Origin of the sequence: Microcoleus sp. SVA1B4, from assembly GCF_036700545.1 — a bacterium.
Taxonomy (GTDB): domain Bacteria; phylum Cyanobacteriota; class Cyanobacteriia; order Cyanobacteriales; family Microcoleaceae; genus Microcoleus.
On the sequence record NZ_JAUBPB010000002.1, the window covers coordinates 1 to 22,180 of the forward strand.

General features: G+C 46.4%; 24 protein-coding genes and 2 pseudogenes. 16 read left to right on the forward strand and 10 right to left on the reverse strand.

Features of this window, described 5'->3' with window-relative positions; translation table 11 throughout:
* Positions 1-180 (forward strand): annotated as a pseudogene (locus QT987_RS01070) (hypothetical protein); the annotation flags it as partial.
* Positions 181-277: 97 nt separating this feature from the next.
* Positions 278-952, forward strand: coding sequence for an SDR family oxidoreductase (locus tag QT987_RS01075; RefSeq protein ID WP_333236530.1), 675 nt, complete (start codon positions 278-280; stop codon positions 950-952).
* Between the two features lie 358 nt (positions 953-1,310).
* Here the strand turns inward: QT987_RS01075 and QT987_RS01080 are convergent, their stop codons facing one another.
* Entirely contained in the window at positions 1,311-1,790 is a 480-nt protein-coding gene (locus tag QT987_RS01080) for a hypothetical protein (RefSeq protein ID WP_333236532.1), read from the reverse strand.
* An 82-nt stretch (positions 1,791-1,872) separates the two neighbouring features.
* On the opposite strand from QT987_RS01080, the gene petN reads away from it, so the two are divergent.
* The 4 genes from petN to QT987_RS01100 all read left to right on the forward strand — a co-directional run bounded on the left by petN (position 1,873) and on the right by QT987_RS01100 (position 3,346).
* Positions 1,873-1,962 carry a cytochrome b6-f complex subunit PetN gene (gene petN / locus QT987_RS01085; RefSeq protein WP_071883976.1) on the forward strand — a complete coding sequence of 30 codons (90 nt, stop codon included), beginning with the start codon at positions 1,873-1,875 and terminating at the stop codon, positions 1,960-1,962.
* Positions 1,963-2,054: 92 nt separating this feature from the next.
* The gene (locus QT987_RS01090; protein ID WP_333236534.1) at positions 2,055-2,648 is read left to right on the forward strand and encodes a DJ-1/PfpI family protein; all 594 of its coding nucleotides are present in this window, start codon (positions 2,055-2,057) and stop codon (positions 2,646-2,648) included.
* Positions 2,649-2,829: 181 nt separating this feature from the next.
* On the forward strand, positions 2,830-3,066 hold the full coding sequence (locus tag QT987_RS01095) for a DUF167 domain-containing protein (protein WP_333236536.1): 237 nt from the start codon (positions 2,830-2,832) through the stop codon (positions 3,064-3,066).
* 91 nt (positions 3,067-3,157) lie between these two features.
* Complete coding sequence (locus QT987_RS01100) at positions 3,158-3,346, forward strand: CsbD family protein (protein WP_333054441.1); 189 nt, start codon at positions 3,158-3,160, stop codon at positions 3,344-3,346.
* 133 nt (positions 3,347-3,479) lie between these two features.
* Here QT987_RS01100 and QT987_RS01105 read toward each other — a convergent pair whose 3' ends face one another.
* From QT987_RS01105 to QT987_RS01115, 3 genes are all read right to left on the reverse strand, one after another.
* Entirely contained in the window at positions 3,480-3,734 is a 255-nt protein-coding gene (locus QT987_RS01105; RefSeq protein ID WP_333151407.1) for a DUF4926 domain-containing protein, read from the reverse strand.
* Between the two features lie 407 nt (positions 3,735-4,141).
* Positions 4,142-6,088 (reverse strand): calcium-binding protein, encoded by a 1,947-nt coding sequence (locus tag QT987_RS01110; RefSeq protein WP_333236538.1) that lies wholly within the window; start codon positions 6,086-6,088, stop codon positions 4,142-4,144.
* A 463-nt stretch (positions 6,089-6,551) separates the two neighbouring features.
* Positions 6,552-7,685: a cob(I)yrinic acid a,c-diamide adenosyltransferase gene (locus tag QT987_RS01115; protein WP_333039380.1), complete on the reverse strand. Its 1,134-nt coding sequence runs from the start codon at positions 7,683-7,685 to the stop codon at positions 6,552-6,554.
* A gap of 227 nt (positions 7,686-7,912) precedes the next feature.
* On the opposite strand from QT987_RS01115, the gene fraC reads away from it, so the two are divergent.
* From fraC to larE, 5 genes are all read left to right on the forward strand, one after another.
* Positions 7,913-8,431 (forward strand): filament integrity protein FraC, encoded by a 519-nt coding sequence (gene fraC, locus QT987_RS01120; protein ID WP_333236540.1) that lies wholly within the window; start codon positions 7,913-7,915, stop codon positions 8,429-8,431.
* Between the two features lie 5 nt (positions 8,432-8,436).
* Entirely contained in the window at positions 8,437-9,435 is a 999-nt protein-coding gene (locus QT987_RS01125; RefSeq protein ID WP_333236542.1) for a DUF5357 family protein, read from the forward strand.
* A gap of 189 nt (positions 9,436-9,624) precedes the next feature.
* Positions 9,625-10,398: an ABC transporter permease gene (locus QT987_RS01130; protein WP_333236544.1), complete on the forward strand. Its 774-nt coding sequence runs from the start codon at positions 9,625-9,627 to the stop codon at positions 10,396-10,398.
* Positions 10,399-10,560: 162 nt separating this feature from the next.
* Positions 10,561-11,340, forward strand: a complete 780-nt coding sequence (locus QT987_RS01135; protein ID WP_333236546.1) for a Uma2 family endonuclease — start codon at positions 10,561-10,563, stop codon at positions 11,338-11,340.
* Positions 11,341-11,360: 20 nt separating this feature from the next.
* A complete protein-coding gene (gene larE, locus QT987_RS01140; protein WP_333236548.1) occupies positions 11,361-12,188 on the forward strand; it encodes an ATP-dependent sacrificial sulfur transferase LarE in 828 nt (275 codons plus the stop codon).
* A gap of 478 nt (positions 12,189-12,666) precedes the next feature.
* Here the strand turns inward: larE and QT987_RS01145 are convergent, their stop codons facing one another.
* Complete coding sequence (locus tag QT987_RS01145) at positions 12,667-14,499, reverse strand: polysaccharide biosynthesis/export family protein (protein WP_333236550.1); 1,833 nt, start codon at positions 14,497-14,499, stop codon at positions 12,667-12,669.
* A 463-nt stretch (positions 14,500-14,962) separates the two neighbouring features.
* On the opposite strand from QT987_RS01145, the gene QT987_RS01150 reads away from it, so the two are divergent.
* Positions 14,963-15,652 carry an SAM-dependent methyltransferase gene (locus tag QT987_RS01150; protein ID WP_333236552.1) on the forward strand — a complete coding sequence of 230 codons (690 nt, stop codon included), beginning with the start codon at positions 14,963-14,965 and terminating at the stop codon, positions 15,650-15,652.
* A 71-nt stretch (positions 15,653-15,723) separates the two neighbouring features.
* On the opposite strand, the gene QT987_RS01155 is transcribed toward QT987_RS01150, so the two are convergent.
* The 4 genes from QT987_RS01155 to QT987_RS01170 form a co-directional block, all read right to left on the reverse strand.
* The gene (locus tag QT987_RS01155; protein WP_333153864.1) at positions 15,724-16,059 is read right to left on the reverse strand and encodes a type II toxin-antitoxin system RelE/ParE family toxin; all 336 of its coding nucleotides are present in this window, start codon (positions 16,057-16,059) and stop codon (positions 15,724-15,726) included.
* Positions 16,059-16,313, reverse strand: a complete 255-nt coding sequence (locus tag QT987_RS01160; protein WP_333236555.1) for a hypothetical protein — start codon at positions 16,311-16,313, stop codon at positions 16,059-16,061. Before QT987_RS01160 ends, QT987_RS01155 begins: the two co-directional genes overlap by 1 nt.
* A gap of 510 nt (positions 16,314-16,823) precedes the next feature.
* Positions 16,824-17,045, reverse strand: coding sequence for a hypothetical protein (locus QT987_RS01165; RefSeq protein ID WP_333054454.1), 222 nt, complete (start codon positions 17,043-17,045; stop codon positions 16,824-16,826).
* Entirely contained in the window at positions 17,032-17,304 is a 273-nt protein-coding gene (locus QT987_RS01170) for a BrnT family toxin (RefSeq protein ID WP_333236556.1), read from the reverse strand. Before QT987_RS01170 ends, QT987_RS01165 begins: the two co-directional genes overlap by 14 nt.
* Positions 17,305-17,367: 63 nt before the next feature.
* Here QT987_RS01170 and QT987_RS01175 point away from each other — a divergent pair, with 63 nt between their 5' ends.
* From QT987_RS01175 to QT987_RS01190, 4 genes and pseudogenes are all read left to right on the forward strand, one after another.
* A complete protein-coding gene (locus QT987_RS01175) occupies positions 17,368-18,006 on the forward strand; it encodes a histidine phosphatase family protein (protein WP_333236558.1) in 639 nt (212 codons plus the stop codon).
* A 148-nt stretch (positions 18,007-18,154) separates the two neighbouring features.
* Positions 18,155-18,922, forward strand: a complete 768-nt coding sequence (locus QT987_RS01180) for a YebC/PmpR family DNA-binding transcriptional regulator (RefSeq protein ID WP_333236560.1) — start codon at positions 18,155-18,157, stop codon at positions 18,920-18,922.
* A 664-nt stretch (positions 18,923-19,586) separates the two neighbouring features.
* Complete coding sequence (locus QT987_RS01185) at positions 19,587-21,104, forward strand: hypothetical protein (RefSeq protein ID WP_333236562.1); 1,518 nt, start codon at positions 19,587-19,589, stop codon at positions 21,102-21,104.
* A gap of 242 nt (positions 21,105-21,346) precedes the next feature.
* Positions 21,347-21,541, forward strand: a pseudogene (locus QT987_RS01190) (YebC/PmpR family DNA-binding transcriptional regulator); the annotation flags it as partial.
* Positions 21,542-21,550: 9 nt separating this feature from the next.
* Here QT987_RS01190 and QT987_RS01195 read toward each other — a convergent pair.
* The gene (locus tag QT987_RS01195) at positions 21,551-22,153 is read right to left on the reverse strand and encodes a Uma2 family endonuclease (RefSeq protein WP_333236564.1); all 603 of its coding nucleotides are present in this window, start codon (positions 22,151-22,153) and stop codon (positions 21,551-21,553) included.
* Positions 22,154-22,180 lie beyond the last annotated feature (27 nt).

The window sequence follows — 22,180 nt, forward strand, 5'->3', positions numbered from 1 at the left end:
TCCAAAAAGGACGGGCGGGACGCCCATCCCACAATAACAATTAAAATTGTAAGTTATTTAATTCGCGATCCTAAGCATCTACTTTGTATCTTTATTGATAAGTTAGATTTAGACCCGGATTTGATGTTAAACCATCCTAAGCTTCCTTCAGTCTTGTCTTATGGTACTTTGGCTGCTTAAAAACAGTCCGGAGTATTGATTCACCAATTGACAGAGGAATGTTGTATAATCTACATTCAAAACAACCAATTTCTGCACCCCTTAAGTCAAAATTGATATGACAGAGAAATCCCACATTTTTTTAGCTGGTGCTAGTCGAGGAGTCGGCTTAGAAATCGCGAAATGTCTGACAGCACAAAAGATGCAAGTAACAGCACTTTTGCGATCGCCCGCAACCAGCACCGAATTAGAAGCAATGGGCATCAAAGTCGTGACTGGCGATGCTTTGGATGCTGCAGCTATGGAAGCTGCGATGGCTGGCGGTGAGCCAATTCATGCCGTAATCAGCACAATCGGCGGCTTGCCCAAAGATGGGGAAAGAGCCGATTATTTGGGCAACAAAAACTTGATTGATGCGGCTGTCAAAGCAGGCGTGCAAAAATTTATTTTAGTTTCATCAATCGGCAGCGGTAATAGTGTCGGCGCTTTGCCGCCCCAAGCTTTAGAAACTTTGCGCCCGGTTTTAATTGAAAAGGAAAAAGCCGAAAATCATTTGATAGAAAGCGGGATGATTTATACAGTGATTCGTCCGGGCGGACTCAAATCGGAACCTGCCACAGGCAACGGTATTTTAACAGAAGATTGTCGAGTTGCTGGAACTATTCACCGGGCAGATGTCGCGCAGCTAGTTTGTCAGTGTTTAGTTTCTGATGCTGCTAACAATAAAGTTTTGTCGGCGGTAGATAAACAGATGGTTTACGGCAATCCAGAATTTGAGGTATTAACTTTCTAGGGGTTGGTTTAGCGCAAAAATAAGCTGTCGGGCATCTAAATTATATTTTTTGGGCGGGCTAGAAGCCCAACCCCTACTCCCCACAAGAAAATTGAACTTTTGTGGAACAGGCCGGAAAGCCTGTTCAAAAAAATCCTGCGCCCACCCGATAGGAAAATTGAACTTTTGTGGAACAGGCCGGAAAGCCTGTTCCTAAAAATGCTGCGCCCAACCCCTACTCCCCACCATAAAATTGAACTTTTGTGGAACAGGCCGGAAAGCCTGTTCCTAAAAATGCTGCGCCCGCCCGATAGGAAAATTGAACTTTTGTGGAACAGGCCGGAAAGCCTGTTCCTAAAAATGCTGCAAGATTTGGCACTCAAGAATCGAAAGGCTTAATCCACGATCGCCCGATCGCCCAATCCAGAACCAAACCCGCGATCGCAAATAATACCACACTCTCGACACCGCGAACCGCAAACGGCAATAACTCCTGTAGGGCGGGCATCTTCCCCGATTCAAAAAACAATCCAGCATCCAACTGTCCAAAAGCCCGCACCAACCCAAAAGCCAACACCGCACCAGATTTAAGCTGCGGGTTAACATCTCGGCGAATCGCATAGCGGTAAGTCACGCCGAACAAAAAACCGCCCAAAAGTGTTATCGTCCCTCTGGCGGCAAAATTTAGGTCAATTTCCCTTACCTGCAAACTCGCCAGAGAATCCAACCTATCCGCCAGAATTAAGCTATTACCAAGGGCGATCGCCCCAAAACCCAGCAAACAAGAAAAAGCAGCAACAGTCCCTGCCTTCAAAGATTCTACCCGTTCAGCCGCACTAAAATTTGACGAATCCTTCACAGCGCCCTCATTTCAAAAATGGCTCAAATTGACTTATCATAAGGGTTGAAGTCACTTTGTACAGTTTGTTCAATAAATAGCTATGGATATTTTGTCACTCGGTTGGGTTTCGGTGCTAGTTCTGTTCTCCTTCTCAATTTCAATGGTCATTTGGGGACGCAACGGTTTCTAGATTCCAGAATAGCTTGCGGGGCAAGCTTTTTAACGGCCCCGCATTTTTTTTAAATCCTATTTAACAAAATCAAAATAACAGGAGTTGCAAACATGACAGGTAAAAAAATATTAATGCTAGTCGGCGACTTTGTAGAAGACTACGAAGTAATGGTGCCCTTCCAAGCCCTGCAAATGGTAGGTCACACCGTCCACGCCATCTGCCCGGACAAAGCCGCAGGCCAAACAATTCGCACCGCAATTCACGACTTTGAAGGCGATCAAACCTACAGCGAAAAACCCGGTCACAACTTCACTTTAAACGCGACTTTTGACGAAATCAACCCGGCCGACTACGACGCTTTGATTATCCCCGGAGGACGGGCCCCAGAATACATCCGCCTCCACGAACAAGTGCTGCAAATTACCCGCTACTTTGCCAACAGCAAAAAGCCGATCGCATCTATATGTCACGGCTTACAGGTTCTAACCGCCGCCGGCGTACTCGAAGGCAAACGGTGCACCGCATACCCCGCTTGCAGCCCTGACGTACTCCGGGCCGGCGGCAAATATACAGAAGTTCCCGTTACCGAAGCCGTAGTCGATGGCAATTTAGTCACCGCCCCCGCGTGGCCCGCACATCCTAACTGGTTGGCTGAATTCCTGAAAGTTTTGGGAACGAAGATCGAACATTCAGATAGTCATTAGTCATTAGTCATTAGTTAGGATCGCGAATTAAATAACTTACAATTTTAATTGTTATTGTGGGATGGGCGTCCCGCCCGTCCACTCATGACGGGCGGGACGCCCATCCCACTTTCAAGAGTGGAAGTTATTTAATTCTCATTCCTTATTAGTCATTAGTCATCAGTTATTAGTTATTAGTCACATGAAAATTTTCACAGTCAAAGTAAAACCGAATTCCAAACAGCAAAGCATCGCACAACAACCCGACGGCAGCCTCACAATACATCTCAAGTCGCCGCCCGTTGATGGTAAAGCAAACCAAGAATTAATCATGCTGTTGGCGAAAAAGTTTAAAGTGCCGAAATCTGCGATCGGCATTAAATCAGGTCTTTCCTCCAGAAATAAACTTGTGGAAATTCCAATGGAACCTTTAACTTAGAAATAAAGGTAATAACAAATCTATCTAAAGAGAGATACAGACTCAACTTGAAAATCATATATTAGTAGTTGTAGAGTTAGAATAAAAAATTATGAACATTGAAAATAGAGTCGAAGCCACAGCGAAGAATATTGAAGGCAAAATCCAAGAAGCTGTTAGCGAAGTTACAGGCAATCAGAAAGATAAATTAGAAGGTCAAGCCAAGCAGGATGAAGCATCAGCAATTCACCTGAAAGAAGACCTCAAAGATAAAGCAAAAGAGATTGTAGACCGAGCTTAGTAACAGTATTCGCTACAAGTTTCCTGCCTACTAAATCCCGCAAACGATATGTTTGCGGGATTTTTTATAATGAGCCTAAATCATTTGTACCAATATGTAGGGGCGAGTTGATAAAGATTATTGGTGGCAAAATTCATCGGGTAACTGCCCCTACAGATTCTACTAACTCATAGTGTAAAAGCATTAATTTTGTGGCTGGAATTGTTTCCATTGCATAAGTTGTGCCATCTTGATGAGAAAATTCTACCTCAAAAGCACTGCCATCAAATTCCATCACAACTGTTCCTACTTGTCCTTTATATAATTTAATGATTTGTTTTGTTTCAAAATGGGTGGCTTCTAAATCTTCAGTTAAAGCAACAATATCTAGGTCTTTAATTGTTTTCATTGTTTTTACCTCACTTTTTGACTGGTATCGTCTTTGAGTTGGGGGGCGGGTTTATCGAGATTATTGATGGGTGGCAAAATTTATGGGTGAACCCGCCCCTACAGATTCTACTTTTCGGCTCAATTCCCCATGCTATAAAGGCCCAATTCCCCATTAATTAAATTTAACAGTTGGGCGACTATGCTTAATCGGGGTTATTCGTTGGGTGGGGGCGGGTTTATCGAGATTATTGATGGGTGGCAAAATTTATGGGTGAACCCGCTCCTACAGATTCTACTTTTCGGCCCAATCCCCCATGCCCACAAAAAAGCCAGGGATGGATATCCCCAGCTCGAAACATAGCACAATTAGTTTTGAGAGTTGGTAGGGCGATGTTTCAGAATCGACCCCACCGACTTGTACCCAAATTAAATCAGGGTAATGTCAGCAGCCGTAATGCCCGGTCTGCCATTCAGAATTGCCAGCGTAACTACTCCGTCAGGAGTACCAACACCGTTAGAGTCATATCCTAGTCGTCCAGTTGAATTTTCATAAAAGACGAACGGCTCTGTGTCGCCAGCCCCGGCTGGACCAAAACTGCTGTTGTAAGTCCCACTCTCAAGTGCCAAGAACGCCTTCGTAGAAAGTCGATTCGTACCGTCGAATGCCCTCAAGTTGGGGAAGCCGTTGGAGCCATTGATTTGGAAGATAAACTTGTCTTGGCCGACCGTAAAATCGCCGATTTGGTCTACGTTAGTACCCACGGCGCCCTCGCCGAAGTTGTTGTAGTAGAAGCTGTCATTACCCGATCCGCCAATCAGCGTATCAGCACCAGGCCCGCCACCGAGAGAGTCGTTACCCTCGCCGCCGATCAAATAGTCGTTACCAAACCCGCCCAGCAAGGTGTCGTTTCCGGCACCGGAATTTAAGGTATCGTCCCCGGCTCCTCCAGCGGCGTCGGTAGCATTGGATGAGTCGCCGAACAGGATGTCATCCCCGTTACCAGTAGTGATCACATCAGTGCCGTTGCCACCAGTAATGAAGTTGCTGCCTAAAGTATCGGTAATCAAGTTTGGCGCTGTAAGACCGGTAAAGCTGACGCCGCTAGCGTAGGAGATGAAGTCGTTACCCTCCAAGTTGCCAATCAGGCTATCGCGCTGGCTGCCAAAGATGATGGTGTCACTTCCCACGCCACCGTTCATGAAGTTGGTGACGCCAGCGCTGCTGTTACCAATTAACAGATCGTTGCCGAGCCCGCCGTCGAGAGTAATCAGCGTAACATTAGTACCCTCAAAAGTCGCAAAAGAAGCATTGAGCGTATCGTTGCCGTCTCCACCGGAGGCTTGAGTAAAGATGCCGCTCAAGCTGTCGTTGCCTTCGCCGCCGATCATTGTATCCGTCGCAAAAGCTGCAACGATCGTGTCATTGCCTACTCCGCCGTCGAGCAAGCTCTTACCGCCTGAACTCAACACTCCGGGTATCGTAGCCGTAGACGATGTAATGGAGTCATTGCCGGCACCTCCAAGAGCGGTATCCTGAGAGGCATAAACAGTTATGGTGTCGTTGTCGTCACCGCCGTCTAAGAAGTTTTTGCCGCTGTTAGCATCGCCGCCGTAACCCCCAGATAGAATATCGTTCCCCGCACCGCCAAGCAAGGTGGTTCTCTCAACGCCGACAGCGATGTTGACCGAGGAGCCAAAAAATGAGACGGTTTGGGTACTGTTGGTAATGAATAAGATGTCGTCGTCTAGATCGCCGGACAGGTAGCTGCTGCTGGCCACACCTATTAGGGTGTCCTTGTCTTTACCGCCAAAGAGACTGTCTCTTACATTGATACCTACAACTAAGTCGTCGCCCAAATCACCCCGCAAGTAGTTGCTGCCTTCATTGCCAGCGAAGCCTCCGGTTAGGGGAAGACCGAGGTTGTTGCCACCGCCTGCGATGAAGAAGCCGATCGCGTCATTGCCCTTGCCCCCGTAGAGGGAGTCTCTTCTCTGGGCCCCTCCCAGCATCGTATCTTCGCCCTCATTACCAAACATGAGGTTAGCTTCAACAGTACCTTGGAGGAAGTCGTCTCCCAAACCGCCGTACATGGTAGCGCGGGCTTCAGCGACTATGGTGTCATTGCCTGCGTCCCCAAACAGCAAAGCCGGAGTGCGCTGAGATCTGATTGAATCTTCGTCGTCGCCGCCGTATATGGTATCGTTCGGGCCAACTGAAATCAGAGTATCGTTATCGGCTTGGCCAAATATTAAGCTGCCGCCCAGGGTGGAAGTTCTAACGAAATCCGCCCCGCCTGCGGCGAAGATTGTATCCGGGCCCAGTCCCGGAAGGTTTAAATCTAGTTGATTAGAATCGTCATTTAACGTTGTCATAAAGCTTCACTCCTCTACTTGTTGGTCATCGCTGGTGCGACTACAGACACTGCCTAGAACACCGAATGTTTGGATTCCGCTGTAGTTTAACCTGTTTGCCAGCCGCAAGTCTAGCCTACTGGCCTTAACCCTGTCTAGACTTTCTCCCTCGCGGATTTTTTGCTTGTAAGCTTTTATATTCAATGTCTTCACCCTTTAATAATCCTGGTGCACTGTCTCAGGTGCTCACGCTCTACAAGACGCGGCTCATATTCTTAATGTTCCATTCTGGATTGGCGGTCGGGGATCGCGTCCGGGGGAGGAAATTAAAGATTAAAAAAGGCTGATCTGGGTGATCCCGAAGACAAGGAAAATTGGGAGATTTGTTACTTGGTAACAAGGCTTTGTGGCAATTTCCGGTTTTCCAGGCAGGGCCGTCATTTAATAATTCTGGCCGGGATTGAACTCCGTACCGCTCCGGGCTTTAAAAGTCTACGCCCCGCTTTAGTTCTACGCCCCGATCGCCGTAGTGTTTGTGACAGTATACCTCGGAGTGTACGCTTGCCAAGTCAAAGTAAGCGTGGGGTTTGTGGCAGCGCCCGGTGATAATAATTTCTGTATCCCGCGGCTTGCGTAGCAGGGCTTCGACGATCGGCTCTACCGGCAGCAGTTCTAAGTCTACTGTGGGATTGAGTTCGTCGAGAATAATCGTTTTGTACCAACCGCTGGCGATCGCACATTTGGCGATTTCCCAGCCGCGTTCTGCTTCTATGCAGTCTAGCTCTTGCTGTTGCCCCCGCCAAACTATAGCATCTCGGCCGCACCGCTGGTGATCTACTAGCTGCGGGTAGCTTTGCCGCAAAGCTGCGATCGCCGCATCTTCTGTATAACCGGTGCCACCTTTGAGCCATTGCACGATTAACACCCGGTGAGATTGGTCTTGACTGATACCCCTACCTATTGCCTGCAAAGCTTTGCCCAAAGCGCTCGTAGACTTGCCTTTGCCCGCTCCGGTGTATATTTCGATCCCCGAAATATGATGCTCTGCCGCTGCGGGGTGATAGTGGGGCTTCATTTCTGAGTGTAAGTCGGCAATCTCCAGCAAAGCTTCGGGGGCCGCTCGGCCTGTGGCGATGACTTCTAAATATTCTGGTTTGTTTTTGAGGGTTTGGACTACTTCGTCAACTGGCAGCAAACCCAAGTCCAATACGGGGTTTAGTTCGTCTAGTACCACGACGGAATAGAGCTCACTGGCGATCGCTCCTTTGGCGATATCCCAGCCTCGCTGAGCTTCGGCGCGATCGAAGCGGGTGATTGCTTCGGCCCCAAAATATTCGGCTCTGCCGGTTCGCACTTGGTCGATCAAGTGGGGAAATGCCCGTTGCAAGGCTTCTATTGCCCCATCTTCGTCGTAGGAGCGGCCGGGGCCTTTGAGAAAGCGCAGCAACAAGACTCGCGTGGGCGAGTCAGAATTGATACCCAGCCCGATCGAGCGCAACACTACTCCCAAAGCTGCCTGAGACTTGCCTTTACCAGCGCCGTCGTAGACGTGAATCTGACCCGCGGCGCGTTCCGAGCGGGATGAGGCTGTCCGAATACCAATGCCATTCCTTACCATAATCAGCAGTTGTTTGAGTCTGTATCGGGGTGGGTATTCGATCGCGCGCCTTGAATGTTTAATTTTTCCATTCTGTTGGCGGATCTCAACAGATTATACGATAACTTCTAACTCCCAATCTTTTAAGCAGCGATCTAACGCAATCAGGTGCTCAAACCTCCGGTTAAGATTATTCCGTTTGTGCTGTACAATTAAAATTTAACACGGACTGATATACCTAAAGGCTTATGATTGCGAGTGTTTTCCCATTTCGGACTGTTTTGGTGCAAATTTTAATTATGTTTTTGGCGATCGCGATCGAATCGTGGTTTTTGCAAAAACTACTTAAACTCGGCCCCAAAACCAGCATTGAATATACAGCCATCCTCAATCTATCTTGCACTTGCGTAGGCTGGTTAGTTTTCTTCGGCATTGAAAGCGTTCTTAGCAAAGAATTGCGGGAACAGCTTATCGGTTATATTTTATTAGGACGTGGGGATAATGTTTACGCTCCAATAACTATGATAGCACTCTCCGTATTAGCAGTAACTTTTCTAGCTAAATGGCAGGGCTTAGAATTCATAGAAAACATGGTTGTCGGCAATAAAAAAGCTTCCCAACCTCAGTTTTTAGGGCCGCCCACCCTCACCCGCCGTCCTCCCAAAAAAACTTTTCAAGTAACTACCCAGTTTGGGGGAATTTTAATCGCCCACACTGTTAGCAATCTCGTTATTTTAACCGTGTTGTTTTTGCAAAGCGTGTATTGAAATTTATGATGAAGCAATTTTTTGATGTCACTCAGCAACTCACTAAGCTGACGAACAACCTTTGGGAAACTAATAAAAAAATCCAAAAGGCGATGATTCCGCCTAAAGTTGTCCACTGGAAGACTCCTTTACTACTCAGCATATTTTTAGCTTTGCTGACAGTGGCAGCCGTAACTGACTGGCGGACGAGAACTCTGCTTTTTGATATGAGCTGGTTATTATTTACACTTTCAATGGGTTTGCTGACCAGCCAGCAACCTTTTGTGATTAAAGGAGTAAGTCTGAGTCCGTGGGTGACAAGCATCTTAATTGGCTTGTGGTTACTGATAAGATTACCGTCGGATAGGAAGGAAATAGCATGGATATCAGGCCCACTTATAGCAGTAGCAGTTCTTGCTACAATAGAGATTTGGAATAGCGAGTCAAAACGGGAAGGTATCAGGTCGTTGGTGCGCCCTCAGTTTTTGATGATTACTCTCGTTCACCTGCTGTTTTCCTGTTGGTTTGCTTTTCACTTTTTAATTCAAGGTTGGATAGAACAGTATCCGAGTGTTTTATCTCAGGATTTAAGGCAAAGCGATTATGTGGTGACATTTCAACAGCCAACTATTAATCGCTCCCGAGGAGTTGTCATCCTCAATGAAATGGAGCGATACCTGCGAAATGAAGCCCGCACAAAACCGTGGGCGCAGGTAGAGCAAATGTTAATAGATATTGACAATGAGCGATTTTTTCTGCGGAATCAAGCCTTACAAACAACTGGGGTAGTCGCAGAAGATGGGAGGTGGGATGTCAAAACTTCGATCGTCCAAGGAGAGTCTCGCTATCAGTTAGATATGCAGGCAACTTGGCTGGGAGTGGTTTTTAGACCGGAAATATATTCGTTTACCAAATCTTGCGAGGTGTTCCAGATAGCCAATAGGGCGACTGTAACGTGCGATGCCATCAAACGCTCTCAACCCGGACAGAAAAAAGATGGAACGCTGGGGGACACTCAAGTTTGATTCTGTCTGTGTTAACTAATTGCGATGGGTATAGCGGGAGAGTGGGAGAGTCTGAAAGTGGGAGAGTCTGAGAGTCTGAGATGGAAAAAATCCTCTTTCTTCCCTCTTCCTTCTTCCTTCTTCCCTCTTCCTTCTTCCTTCTTCCTTGCACTAAAGTATGGCGAAAGTTTCCAGCGGGTTAATAACTAGATGAATTTGAGAAGAATCTTGACAGTCGCGACCAATGTATTTTGGGAAGTAATTCGCGATCGCATCCTTTACTTAATTATTATTTTTGCTCTGTTGATGGGCGCCTCGGTACGGTTGATACCGGAATTGGCGGCGACAACCGAAAAGAAAATTATCTTAGATATCGGTTTGGCTGCTATGAGCATTCTCGGTTTAATTGCCACAGTGTTTGTGGCTACCGGATTGGTCAACAAAGAAATTGAAAAGCGCACTGTTTATCTGTTAGTTGCTAAGCCGATAAGTCGGGCTGAGTTAATTGTGGGCAAGCACTTAGGACTGTCGGCGGTGCTGGCGGTGCTTGTAGCGGCAATGACTGTTATCTATCTGGCTATTCTGAGTTTGAGTAGCATTCCTTTCCCTTTGGGAAGCATTTTAATCGCTTCGCTGTTTATCTGGTTTGAGCTTTGTCTCATGGCTGGTGTAGGGATTTTATTTGGGGTGTTCAGCAGTTCGCTGTTGGCAACTTTACTGACATTTGGCGTTTATTTGATGGGACATTCGACGCGGGATTTAGTGGCTTTGGGCAAGTTAACTAAAAATCCTGGCCTAGAACAATTGATGATGGGACTATATCTGGTTTTGCCGGATTTAGCCAGATTCAATTTGAGAAATGATGCTGTTTACGGACAAGTTCCTTACTTGGCAGGTTTGATTACAGATGCTGGCTACGGTTTGCTGTATGTGGTGCTGCTGTTGTCAATTGCGATCGCCATATTTTCCCGCCGGGAATTTTAAAGCGCGCATTCCGCACCTTCAGGGTAATTGTTTGTAGTGAGGACTAAATTCCTTACTACAAACTAATTTTATTATCGACTTAGCGCGCTAAGATATAGACAAGGTTATCGATCGCCCATCTGGACTAAAACTAAAATTTTTATTGGTAAAATGAGGTGACTTATGACTACTGTAATTCACAAACCGATATCGCAGCTCAAGATTACTTGGCCTCTGCTACCCGATGATTTCATCCTACCAGACGACCCTGTAGACGATATAGACCATCCCTTGCTAGCTAACGGTTTGCGCCAGTCTGTAGTGGATTCCCCGCAACTAATGCAAGACGCACTAATAGTTTCTAATTTTGCTTTGTGCGCTGCTGTGGACGATCGCACTATTTGCAAAGCACCAGACTGGATGTACGTGCAGCCGGTGCAACCTTGGCCTCACAACTATCCCCGCCGCAGTTACACGCCTCATACCGAAGGAACAGTCCCTTTTGTAGTGATGGAATTTCTATCAGCTACTTACGGCGACGAATACTCTGTCGAACACACAGAAGAAATCGGCAAGTGGTTTTTTTACGAACAAGTAATCAAAGTTCCTCGCTATGTCATTTTTCGGCCCCATACAGGCAGAATAGAAGTTTATGCGCTAGAATCCGAGCGTTATGAGAATCAAAATCCTGATGAAAACGGCCGTTATTTAATACCTGGATTAAATCTATTTTTGGGAGTGTGGCAGGGAACTCGCGAAGGTAGAACGGGATATTGGCTGCGCTGGTGGAATACGGCGGGCGAGTTGCTTTTGTGGCCGGAAGAACGGGCCGAAAATGAACGCCAGCGGGCCGATCGCCAACAGCAAGACAAAGAGTTAGCCGAGACGCTGCTGGAACAGGAAAGACAGCGAAATCAAGAACTTTTGGCTCGATTGGCAGCCCTCGGTATCGCTCCAGAATAGCAGTAATAAAAGTTGAAATCATGTTAATAGAAAAACTCGAAGAATTAAAAACTATTTTCGCACAAATGGAACGGGCTTTGATTGCCTACTCCGGCGGAATTGACAGCACTTTGGTGGCAAAAATCGCTTTTGATGTGTTGGGCGATCGCGCTTTGGCAGTGACGGCAGTTTCCCCCTCTCTACTGCCCGAAGATTTAGAAGATGCGCGCATTCAAGCAGCAGAAATTGGGATAGCCCACCAGGAAGTACAAACTCAGGAAATGGCAAATCCAAATTACACTTCTAACCCGGTTAACCGCTGCTATTTCTGCAAAAGCGAACTGCACGATACTTTGAAACCCCTAGCACTAGCAAAGGGTTATCCTTATGTGGTGGATGGGGTTAATGGTGACGATTTAAAGGATTACCGTCCCGGAATTCAGGCGGCAAAGGAACGCGGCGCGCGATCGCCTTTAGCCGAAGTAGGAATCACTAAATTTGAGGTGCGGCAATTGGCAAAAGAATTGGGTTTGCCTTGGTGGGACAAACCGGCTCAACCTTGTCTCAGTTCGCGCTTTCCTTACGGCGAAGAAATCACCGTTGGAAAGTTGCAAAGAGTGGGGCGCGCCGAACGGTATTTGCGGCAGTTGGGACTGAAAAATCTGCGAGTGCGATCGGACGGAGATACGGCACGCATTGAGTTACCTGCAGAGGAGATTCAGGAGTTTGTGCTAAATACCGATTTGCCTGAATTGGTGGCGGTGTTTCAGGAGTTTGGTTTTGTGTACGCGACTTTGGATTTGGAGGGGTTTCGCAGCGGCAAATTAAATCAGGTTTTGCAGCCGCAGTTGTTGGAAACGAAAGGTTGATTAATTTTCCCGAAGACAAAAATTTTCTCATGATTGATGTAGTTTGGGACATGGACAAAGGGGAACAATTTCAATCGAACCTTTATCTTTGATGTAGCAACTTATACGTTTCAAGGCTCGAATTGTTAGGATTACAGGACTTACGCAAAAGTAAGGTATTTCTGTTGCCCAGCGAACTCAGTGAAGCAATCTCAAGGTGGCGTTACTTAATCAGGGTATGAAAAAAAAATAACTTTAAAATCCAAAAGCTTTGTGGAGACAGGTTTCTATGACGGGCATATTTAACGTTTCATACCGTAAATCAGCAACGCCTTGGATGTTTGCCGTAGATTTGGGATGTGCCATGTAATAGCAAATCCGGTTTGAATACCCCCTTTATTTGTTAGTCCCCCTTTGCTCAAACTTCGTTTGACTCTATGCAGCAGTTTCAACCGCCGATTCAAAAAGAGGGTGGCTAACTTTCAACACCCGAGCCTTATCAAGGAGTAGTTGGCTGAATTTGCTGTGGCTGCATTTGCTGCTGCTGATTTTGGAGCTGAAGTTGCTGCTCCTGGATCTCGATTTGCCGATTCTCAAGATCTATTTGTCGCTGTCTGTCTTCGAGTTGCAAGCGTCTGTCTTCAAGTTGCAGTCTTCTGTCTTCTGCTTGCTGCAATCTATCTTCACGTTGTAGCTCTCTGTCTAGCAGTCTGTCTTGACGTTGCTCTTGTCTGTCTTCACGTTGTTCGCGAAGCTCTCTGAGCTGATTTCGTCGCTCGAAATCCCCTCCCAAAAATAAGTTTTGAAAAGCGTTGATAGTTGCTTGAAACCCAGTAAAAACGCCGCTAACAGCGTTGATCCCACTTGCAACTCCTGTTATTGGCTGCAAGAAACTGTTGATATTGTCTCCTACCCTAGCATAGCCCGATCGCGCTACCAGAATCACATCGTTGTTGCGGAGAGTGGGGTTATTATTAGGATTCAAGCCTTGAGCAAAATCCACCTCGATCGTGCGGCGAGAAACAGTACCGTTGGGGTTCAAACGCAATAGTTCTACCTTGTCTTTTTTAGCCCGCAATTGATTGAAACTGCCTGCAGTCAGCAAAGCTTGGTGCAGGGACGTACTAGGCCGCACCTGCACAGCCCCGGGCCTAATTACTTCTCCTACAATATTGATGCTAATCGCGTTCGGAGAAAAACTGCTATTTGCAACTTGAGAAACTTCAGCCAAGTCTACAGTAGCTGCTGTCGGGATAATTACGCTATCTCCTTCTTGCAGCAAAATATCTTGAGTTGCGTCGCCTTTTTGCAGCAAATCCCACAGATTTACCATGATAGTTTGTTCGTTGCCACCTCTGACTCGGCGGCGGATTTGTACGCGGCGAATGTCAGCTTCTGTAGTGATACCACCAGCAATTTTCAGTGCTCTAGTTATTGTTGGTAAGCCCACAACTGCTCCTTGCTGTTGGTCGATAGATACAAAACTCAACTCTGTTTGTTGGTTGCTCGATCGCACATCCGAAGCAAATACAGTATAAGGCCCCGGCCGGTTTACTTCCCCGACAATTACTACGCCAATTGGTTTAGTAATATCAGCGGAAAAATTAGCACTGGCTCTTTGACGAACTTCTTGAGTATTGAGGGCACTTGCTGTCGGTATAAAAATTGTATCTCCATCTCGAATGGTAACGTCTTGACGCAAATTTCCCGTATCTAAAAAATCCTGCAAATCAACAGTAGTAACTTGCTCCGGCCCGCCTCTGCGGGGACGACGAATTTGGACATTTCGCATATCTCCTGCTGATGTCACCCCTTGTGCAAGTTGCAGCATTTCCATCAAAGTCGGGAATTTTACTCCTCCTCCTTCTCTAGTGGGATTAATCTTGTATGAACCCGGGCGAGTAACTTCACCGGCAAGACCTATATTTAGGGGGCGAGCGACTACCAGAGTCACGGTAACAACGGGAACATTGATGAAGGGTTCGTATCGCTGGGTAATCACATTAGCGGCTTGTTGCAGCGTCAACCCTTGAATTGAGACGCTACGAATGATTGGCAAATTGAGCGTCCCGTCAACTAGCACTTGATATTCTCTGCTGAATTCAGGGACGCCGAATATCTCTAAAGCAATGCGATCGCCCGATCCTAAAGTATAAGCTGCTTCTTGTGTCAGCGAACCCGGAGGTGGCGGCGGTACTCTCGGTTGGTTTTGGTTCCTAGCGGGCGCAGGATTTCTGACGGCAGGCAACTGAGCTCTACTGGGCGGCGAACTCAATAGCACCAGGAGTGCTGACAAACTCAGACTTGTAGCGGTTTGAACGGTATATTTCATCTTTCTTCCCTGGTTGCGGCCTGCCATTGAACAAGAGCAATTTAGCTAGTGGATTTTAGTTTATTTTCCCTGCTGTCCAGTGTAGCCTCGCTTTGCGGCAAAATCCACAGGTGCAATCATAAAAATTGTGCGATCGCACTTAACTATTTTGCCCCTTGTTTGTAAAGAAAGTGTAAAGCCCGCCAACTGTTGTCAGGATTAATATCTCGTTTGAGCAAAATTCTTCATATAACAATCCTCGCATCATTTGTGTAATTCTTGTAGGGGCAAACCCCCCGTGGTTGCCCTCATGAGGCCGGGGTAGGCAAACAAAGGCACTAACCCTACATCTTTGTACGACTCCTGCAAGGATTGCTATACATAACTCGCGATACAAATCAACCCGCCACAGAAAGGAGATAGGAAAAAACCACCCTGATTTGAGGTAAAATATTAAATAATTCTCTCTGCGGGACAAAGACAAGTGTCACTAAAATTGGATAAAGTAATTCCCTGGGGACGCTGCTTGGATGAATACATAGGAATGTTTAGCTTGACATCAAGTGACCTCAAACTAGCAATTCTTGATTGTGCAGGCGGCCCGGCGAGTTTCAATGCCGAAATGACTCGCCAAGGTAAAAAGGTAATTTCTTGCGATCCAGTTTATCAGTTTACTGCGGTGGAAATTGGCGATCGCATCCAAGAAACATATCAAACTGTGATTGACGGTGTTAAAGCCAATTTAGACGGCTACCTGTGGAATAATTTTGAATCGCCGTACCAGCTAGGCGAAGTGCGAATGAAGGCGATGCAGGAATTTTTAGAAGATTTTCCATCAGGCTTGCAGCAAGGCCGCTACCTGAATGCTGAGCTGCCTGTTTTGCCTTTCGAGAACGGTGAATTCGATTTAGGTTTGTGCAGCCATTTCTTATTTGCTTATTCTCACCTACTTTCCGAAGAATTTCATCTGGAAGCAATTACAGAAATGTGTCGAGTTGCGAAGGAAGTCCGAGTCTTCCCTCTATTGCAGAGTTTTAGCGGGGAGGAATCCGATCACTTAAATCCGATTCTCACAGAATTGAAAAAGAGAAGTTTTAGTGTAGAAATTCAAGAGGCTCCTTATGAGTTTCAAAAAGGTGGGAATAAGATGCTGCGAGTTAGGGGGCGAATGTAATTCGCGGCTGCGGAGGGCATGGCAATTTGCGATCGCTTATTTCAAAAAAATTAGATAAGCTAAGCATAAGGTCATGCCTCATCTTGGGGTTCGCCAATCGCACGCTGGACTGCATGGCGAATGTGGATAATCCTCACCGTTGGTATGGGTTGATCGTCAAAAATAGTGAAGAGTATGCGATACGTGGTTTTACCACTTCCATACAGAAGCTGGCGAATCTCTTGGCTGAAAAACGCGTTTTCACGGGCTAAAACACAACGACGCGGCATTTCTTTCAGTGAGGAAATCGCTTTAATCAAACCCTGATACCATGCTTGAGCGCGTTCGGGAGTCGTGAATTGGGAAAAGTTCAGAAACGCTGCATCAGCTTCAGATTGAGCTGTACTGGAAAAGTCAATGCGATACATTATGCTTCCAAAGAAAGTCCGTATTTCTGGTTTTGTCTATCGACAAACTCTTCCAGAGTAGAAAACTGACCCCGATCGAAGTCATCAAGTCCGCGTTGAATCCCTTCTAATGCATCGAAGAAATCGCTTTCATCAAAGCTCAGTCCGAACGCGAGAACAGCTAGAGTAACGCTGGTTATATCTTGTCCTGTACTTTCCGCCCGTTGGCGCAGCAGTGCTTCGATTTTTGGGGGTAAGGTGAGTGTAAGAGTCATAAAAGTTATGATGAATGGTTAACTTTATTTTCTAACTTTATTTTGGCATAGTTAGCCAAAACGATCGCTTCTTCAACTATCGGCACATTCCTAAACCCGATCGTGCTCTTCGGCTCGTCTTGTTTGTCTGGTAATCTTGCAAGGCTGCGAGACTCTGGGCGATCGTTTGTTCTTCGCTGAGGGGTTGAAACTCCTTTGCTGTGTCAATTGATCCCCACTGATATCCTTCCGTTTTCTGGGCAATTTCTGCGATTGTTCAAAGTCGCTGAGATTACCGTTGGACTGATTCAGCCATGAAAGCACGATCGCCTTAACCGAATCGTGCTTTCATGGCTTGAATTTGGGCGTGGAGTTGCTTTATAGATTGAGTCATTGGACAATACAGACTGACTGATGTAATTTTAGCGCAGTGTCAAATAGTTGCACATACTATGAGGCACAGTTGCGATAAAATTAATTAAAGACTTTAAAGCGACCTCACGGATCGATCCGGGCGCTTATTTCGCGAGTTTATTTCTCAGATACCACGTTTTCTTTAGTAATTCTAATCAAAAACCGCAGAGCTTCATTCACTGCTTCAGAATCGGGAAACATCTCTGCAACATCCGGTTCTAAACGAATATTTACACCACCAAAGGTCTTTCGTCCCGATCCTACCCTTCTTACACGCAACTTCCTCAAATCATATTCCGACCGAAGCTCATCGTCCATCCCTGTTTCATCCTTCTTCATAAACTTCTCGCTCCACTCGTGTTACTTTTCTGGCGCTAATCAAACGAATAAAATCTGCTCTTTCTGTATACGACACTATCAATAAATTACCTTGCTGGGACTCTCCAACCATAATATAGCGATCTTCTTCATCAGAGTGATCCGGATCGTAGAAATCGACGTAGAGGGGATCGTCAAAAACCGTTCTGGCTTCCTCAAATGAGATCCCATGCTTGGACAAATTTACCGCAGCCTTGTTTTCATCCCACTCGAATTTCATAAAGAGCCCAAATCAGCATCTTTGATATAATATTACACCTAGAAGCAAAACTCAAACCAACTCATGCCACAAACAGTCTGGATCGCACGACACGGAAACCGCATCGACTTCGTTAACCCCGACTGGTTTCTCACCGCAGAACACCGCTACGATCCCCACCTTTCCGAAGACGGTCACATTCAAGCTAAACAACTCGCAAATCGCCTCAAAGGTGAAGGAATTTCTCATATTTTTGCTTCCCCTTTTCTGCGAACTGTCCAAACAGCAAATCACGCGGCTGAAGCTCTCGATTTGTCAATTAAACTAGAGTGGGGATTGTGCGAATGGCTGAATCCTGAATGGATGACAGAAATGCCGGAAACTGAGTCCCTCGAAGCTTTGTGCAGGCGTTTTCCCAGGATTGATGCTTCCTACAAAAGCGGTATTGCTAATTATCCCGAAACCGTGGAAGCTTGTTTCAAAAGGGCGGGGGAAACGGCTAAACGTCTCGCGGCTGAGTTTCCCGAAGATATGTTATTGGTAGGTCACGGTGCGTCGGTTTTAGGAACTGCGATGGGGCTGGCGGGCGGTGCGGAAACGGAAATAAACGCTTCTTTGTGCTGTTTGGTGAAAGTGGTGCGGGGTGAGGGAGAATGGTCGATCGCACTTAATGGCGATACTTCTCACCTGACTGACTCTGAAACCGCGATCCGGTTTAATTAAAGTTGAGATTCGTGCGAAAAATCGCATTTTATGCTATGTGTGTAAGGTGCGCGGCAGAAGAGCACCCTACGTTCATCTGATTAGTCCGAATCTGGGTGTTATTGTTTAATCTCGATCGCACATTTTAAATCGAAAATCTTAAATCGGTATGGCTGGACACAGTAAGTGGGCGAATATTAAACGCCAAAAAGCGAGAGTTGATGCCGTTAAAGGCAAGGTTTTTGCTAGGATATCTCGCGAAATTATTGTCGCGGCCCGCAGTGGAGTTCCCGATCCCGCTGGCAATTTTCAACTGCGGACGGCTATTGAAAAAGCCAAGGCGGCTGATATTCCTAATGAAAACATAGAAAGGGCGATCGCCAAAGGTGCTGGCTTGGCGGGGGGGAGTTCGGAATTAGAAGCTATTCGCTACGAAGGTTACGGCGTTGGCGGGGTTGCTATTCTGATTGAAGCGCTGACAGACAACCGCAACCGCACAGCGGCTGACTTGCGAGAAGCTTTTACTAAAAATGGCGGCAACTTGGGCGAAACTGGTTGTGTGGGCTGGATGTTTGACAACAAAGGAGTTTGTACGGTACGCGGCCCGATTGATGAGGAACAATTGTTTGAAGCGTCCCTAGAGGCGGCGGCGGAATCTTATGATTTGATATTAATTGATGAGGATACTGAAGGTGCAGAGGTATTTACAAGTGTGGCTAATTTGGAACAGTTGGCTGATGTTTTGAAACAAAAAAATTTTGCAGTTGTGCAGTCGGAAACTCGCTGGATTCCCAGCAATACAGTGGAAATAGACACTCCTGAAAAAGCTCGATCGCTCCTTAAGTTAATGGATGCACTGGAAGATTTGGACGACGTGCAAAGTGTGACGGCGAATTTTGAAATGAGCGATGAATTGATGTCTTCGGTCATGGTTTAATGGTTGAAAGATGAGGGATCTGGAGCGTCCTGCTGGCACTGCAAAAAAAGACGAAAACTCGCCAGCGGGACGATCGCGCTACACTATTACCAGGAAACGAATCCCTATCTGTACGCGAGTGGGGAGTGTCAATCCAACGCATTGCTGAAAAAGCTGCATTGAAAATCTCAACCCACAGTAAAGCCATGCTAGTTGACACTCCCGGGCCTGAAGGCGTGGGGATTCTTAATTCATCGACTGACCTTTAAGCGCTATGTCCTTGCGGCAATTCTTAAACCTTTCAACCGTACAAAATACCAATTGACGAGTTCAACTCACAGCAACCCCAGAGGGTCTATCTCCAAAAGCGTACGCTTGATATGAACAAGCGAGTTCGGGTATGCCCTACCCTACTTAACAAATGAACCAAATTATTTGTTTTCTGGTAAAGAGAATGCGTTGATTCTCTAGCTGTTTTAAGAGTATTCGCTGCTCTGAGTCCAACAATTTATGCCTAAAAGTGTGTCTTAACTGTTTCACGATGGCACAGGAGTTTAACCTTGACGATTGTAGTATACTACAAATACCAGCAGTTCCCTGATTTTTAGGCATGGATTTAAGAAATTAAAGCCGGCCACTGAAGAAGGGGTTTTAAACCAAATTTTTTGATAACAACGAAAGCAAAATGGACAGCACGCACTCAGAAGAAGTTCTGTCAGCAACCGAAGTATCCGAAACCAAGGATATATCCGAATCGAATGTGCAGGCTGAACCAGGGGGTAAATCCAATTGGTTCGGTTCCGTTTTCGGAGCCGTCTCTGCAACGGCGAGTGCCGTAGGGAATGCGGTAGGGAATGCCGGAAGTGCAATTGTTAATACCGCGAGTGCGGTGGGCAATGCAGCAGGCAGTGCTGGAGATGCGATTGTTGTTAATACCGCGAGTGCGGTAGGCAATGCCGGAAGTGCAATTGTTAATACCGCGAGTGCGGTGGGGAATGCAGCAGGCAGTGCAGGAGGTGCGATTGTTGTTAATACCGCGAGTGCGGTAGGCAATGCCGGAAGTGCGATTGTTAATACCGCGAGTGCGGTAGGTAATGCGGTAGGGAATGCCGGAAGTGCGATTGTTAATACGGCTAGTGCGGTAGGCAATGCAGCAAGCAGTGCTGGAGGTGAGATTGTTGTTAATACCGCGAGTGCGGTAGGGAATGCGGTAGGGAATGCCGGAAGTGCAGCACTCCAATTTCCCAATTTTTTTGGTTCAGCCCTCGGTTCGATTTCCCAGAGTCCTATCCTAAAAAAACTGACTGAAAATTTCAAAATCGACTGGTTAGTTAATGCGATCAATAAAGTTGATGTTGTGACTGCCGAGGCGCAAGTTCGAGAGTTGCAGCGCCAATATCCTCACGAGAAACCTCAAGAAATCGCACATCGCTTAATGGTGGAAAAAGCCTTGCTAGCTGCAGGAAGTGGCTTGGTTAGCAGTTTAGTTCCGGGCGCAGCTTTGGCATTGGCTGGCATGGATTTAGCGGCAATGACGGTGTTATCCGCCGAGTTGGTTTATCAAATAGCTGCCGCCTATGGAAAGGATTTGCAATCGAGCGATCGCCAAAAAGAAGTTGTCGCTATTTTCGGTTTATCCTTGGGTAGCAATTTAGCGATCGAAGCTGGAGTTACGCTTGTCAGCAATATTCCCTTGGCGGGTGCGGTAATTAATGCTAGCGCCAGTGCGACAATGATTTACGCGCTGGGATACGGTGCCTGTCGGTTTTATGAAGCCGATATCGATTCCTCGAAAATCGAAACCAAGCTCGAAGATTTACAAGAGGTATTGCAAGCGGAAAGTGAGCAATATTTAGAGACAGCGATCGCACAAGAAACGGTGATGGATTGGATTTTGGTGTATGTCGTCTATACCACCCAAAAATTCACCCGATGGGATGAGTTATTACCTCAATTACAAGCGGCAAATTTAAATCCCAAGTCTTTAGCTGAGATTGAAGCTGTGAAAAATAAGTCTAAATTGCCTCCCAAGTTGGATATTTTACTCGAACAACTCGAACTCGACTTTGCCGAACCACTTTTAAAGCGATGCACTGAGATGATCGAGGCTGACGGTGAAATTAATGAACAAGAGGGGAAAATTTTTCTGACAATTCAACGGGCTGTTTTGAGGAAAAGAAAGCAAGCTCAAAAGCAAGCCTAGCCAACTTCGATCGAGGATGGGGTATCGTAACCCACTGAAGCACAAACTGAAGTCTAAGCTAGATCGCAAACTACTCCGTGCGTTCACGCCCGGAAATGTCAAATCCAATGCTCATAAACTGGCTCAAGCGAATGGGGTAAAACTCTGGGACGATAACAGTTAATTGATTTAGTGATTCGAGCTAAAAAATAAAGGATCTATGAACCAAGAATCCCAGTCTCTGAAAGAGCGGGGAGTATCATTTGAAACAAAAAACTTTTGCTGTTGTGCAGTCGGAAACTCGCTGGATTCCCAGCAATACAGTGGAAATAGACACTCCTGAAAAAGCTCGATCGCTCCTGAAGTTAATGGACGCACTGGAAGATTTGGATGACGTGCAAAGCGTGACAGCTAATTTTGAAATGACCGATGAATTGATGTCTTTGAGTATGGTGTAACGATCTAAATCACCAGATTTTTGCCATCCGCAAGACAAATCCCGGTAACTCTGGATCGGCGCTGACTGTTTCAGGATTATCTAAGATTTCAGGTTCGCGATTGGGACGGTAGATGTAGACTTTTCTGTTTTTGCGATCGAGCAAAAAGCCGAGCGATACACCGTTGTCAATATATTCTTGCATCTTTTTTTGCAATCCCTTGAGAGTGTCACTAGCAGACCGCAATTCAATCACAAAGTCTGGACAAATCGGTGCGAATGAGGCTTTTTCTTCTTCAGTTAAGGCATTCCAGCGCTCTAGTTTAATCCATGAGACATCGGGAGAGCGAGTTGCTCCATTCGGCAAGGTAAAGCCTGCACTGGAGTCAAACGTTTCACCTGTGCCATCTTCTTCTGCCCAGTTCGCAAGTTGCTGAGCAATTTTAATGTTGCGGTTCCCTGTATCTGAAAAGGCGGGTGACATAATGATAACTTCCCCACTGGCTGTACGCTCAATTCTCAAATCGCGATTAACTAGACAGAATTCATAAAACTGTTCAACAGTCATCGATTGGATCGCAGGGAAATTGACCGTCAGTGGGACGCTTTCGGTTTGGATTAGGAGCGTCGTCATGGTTTTTCCTCATTTGGTGCAGGCGTG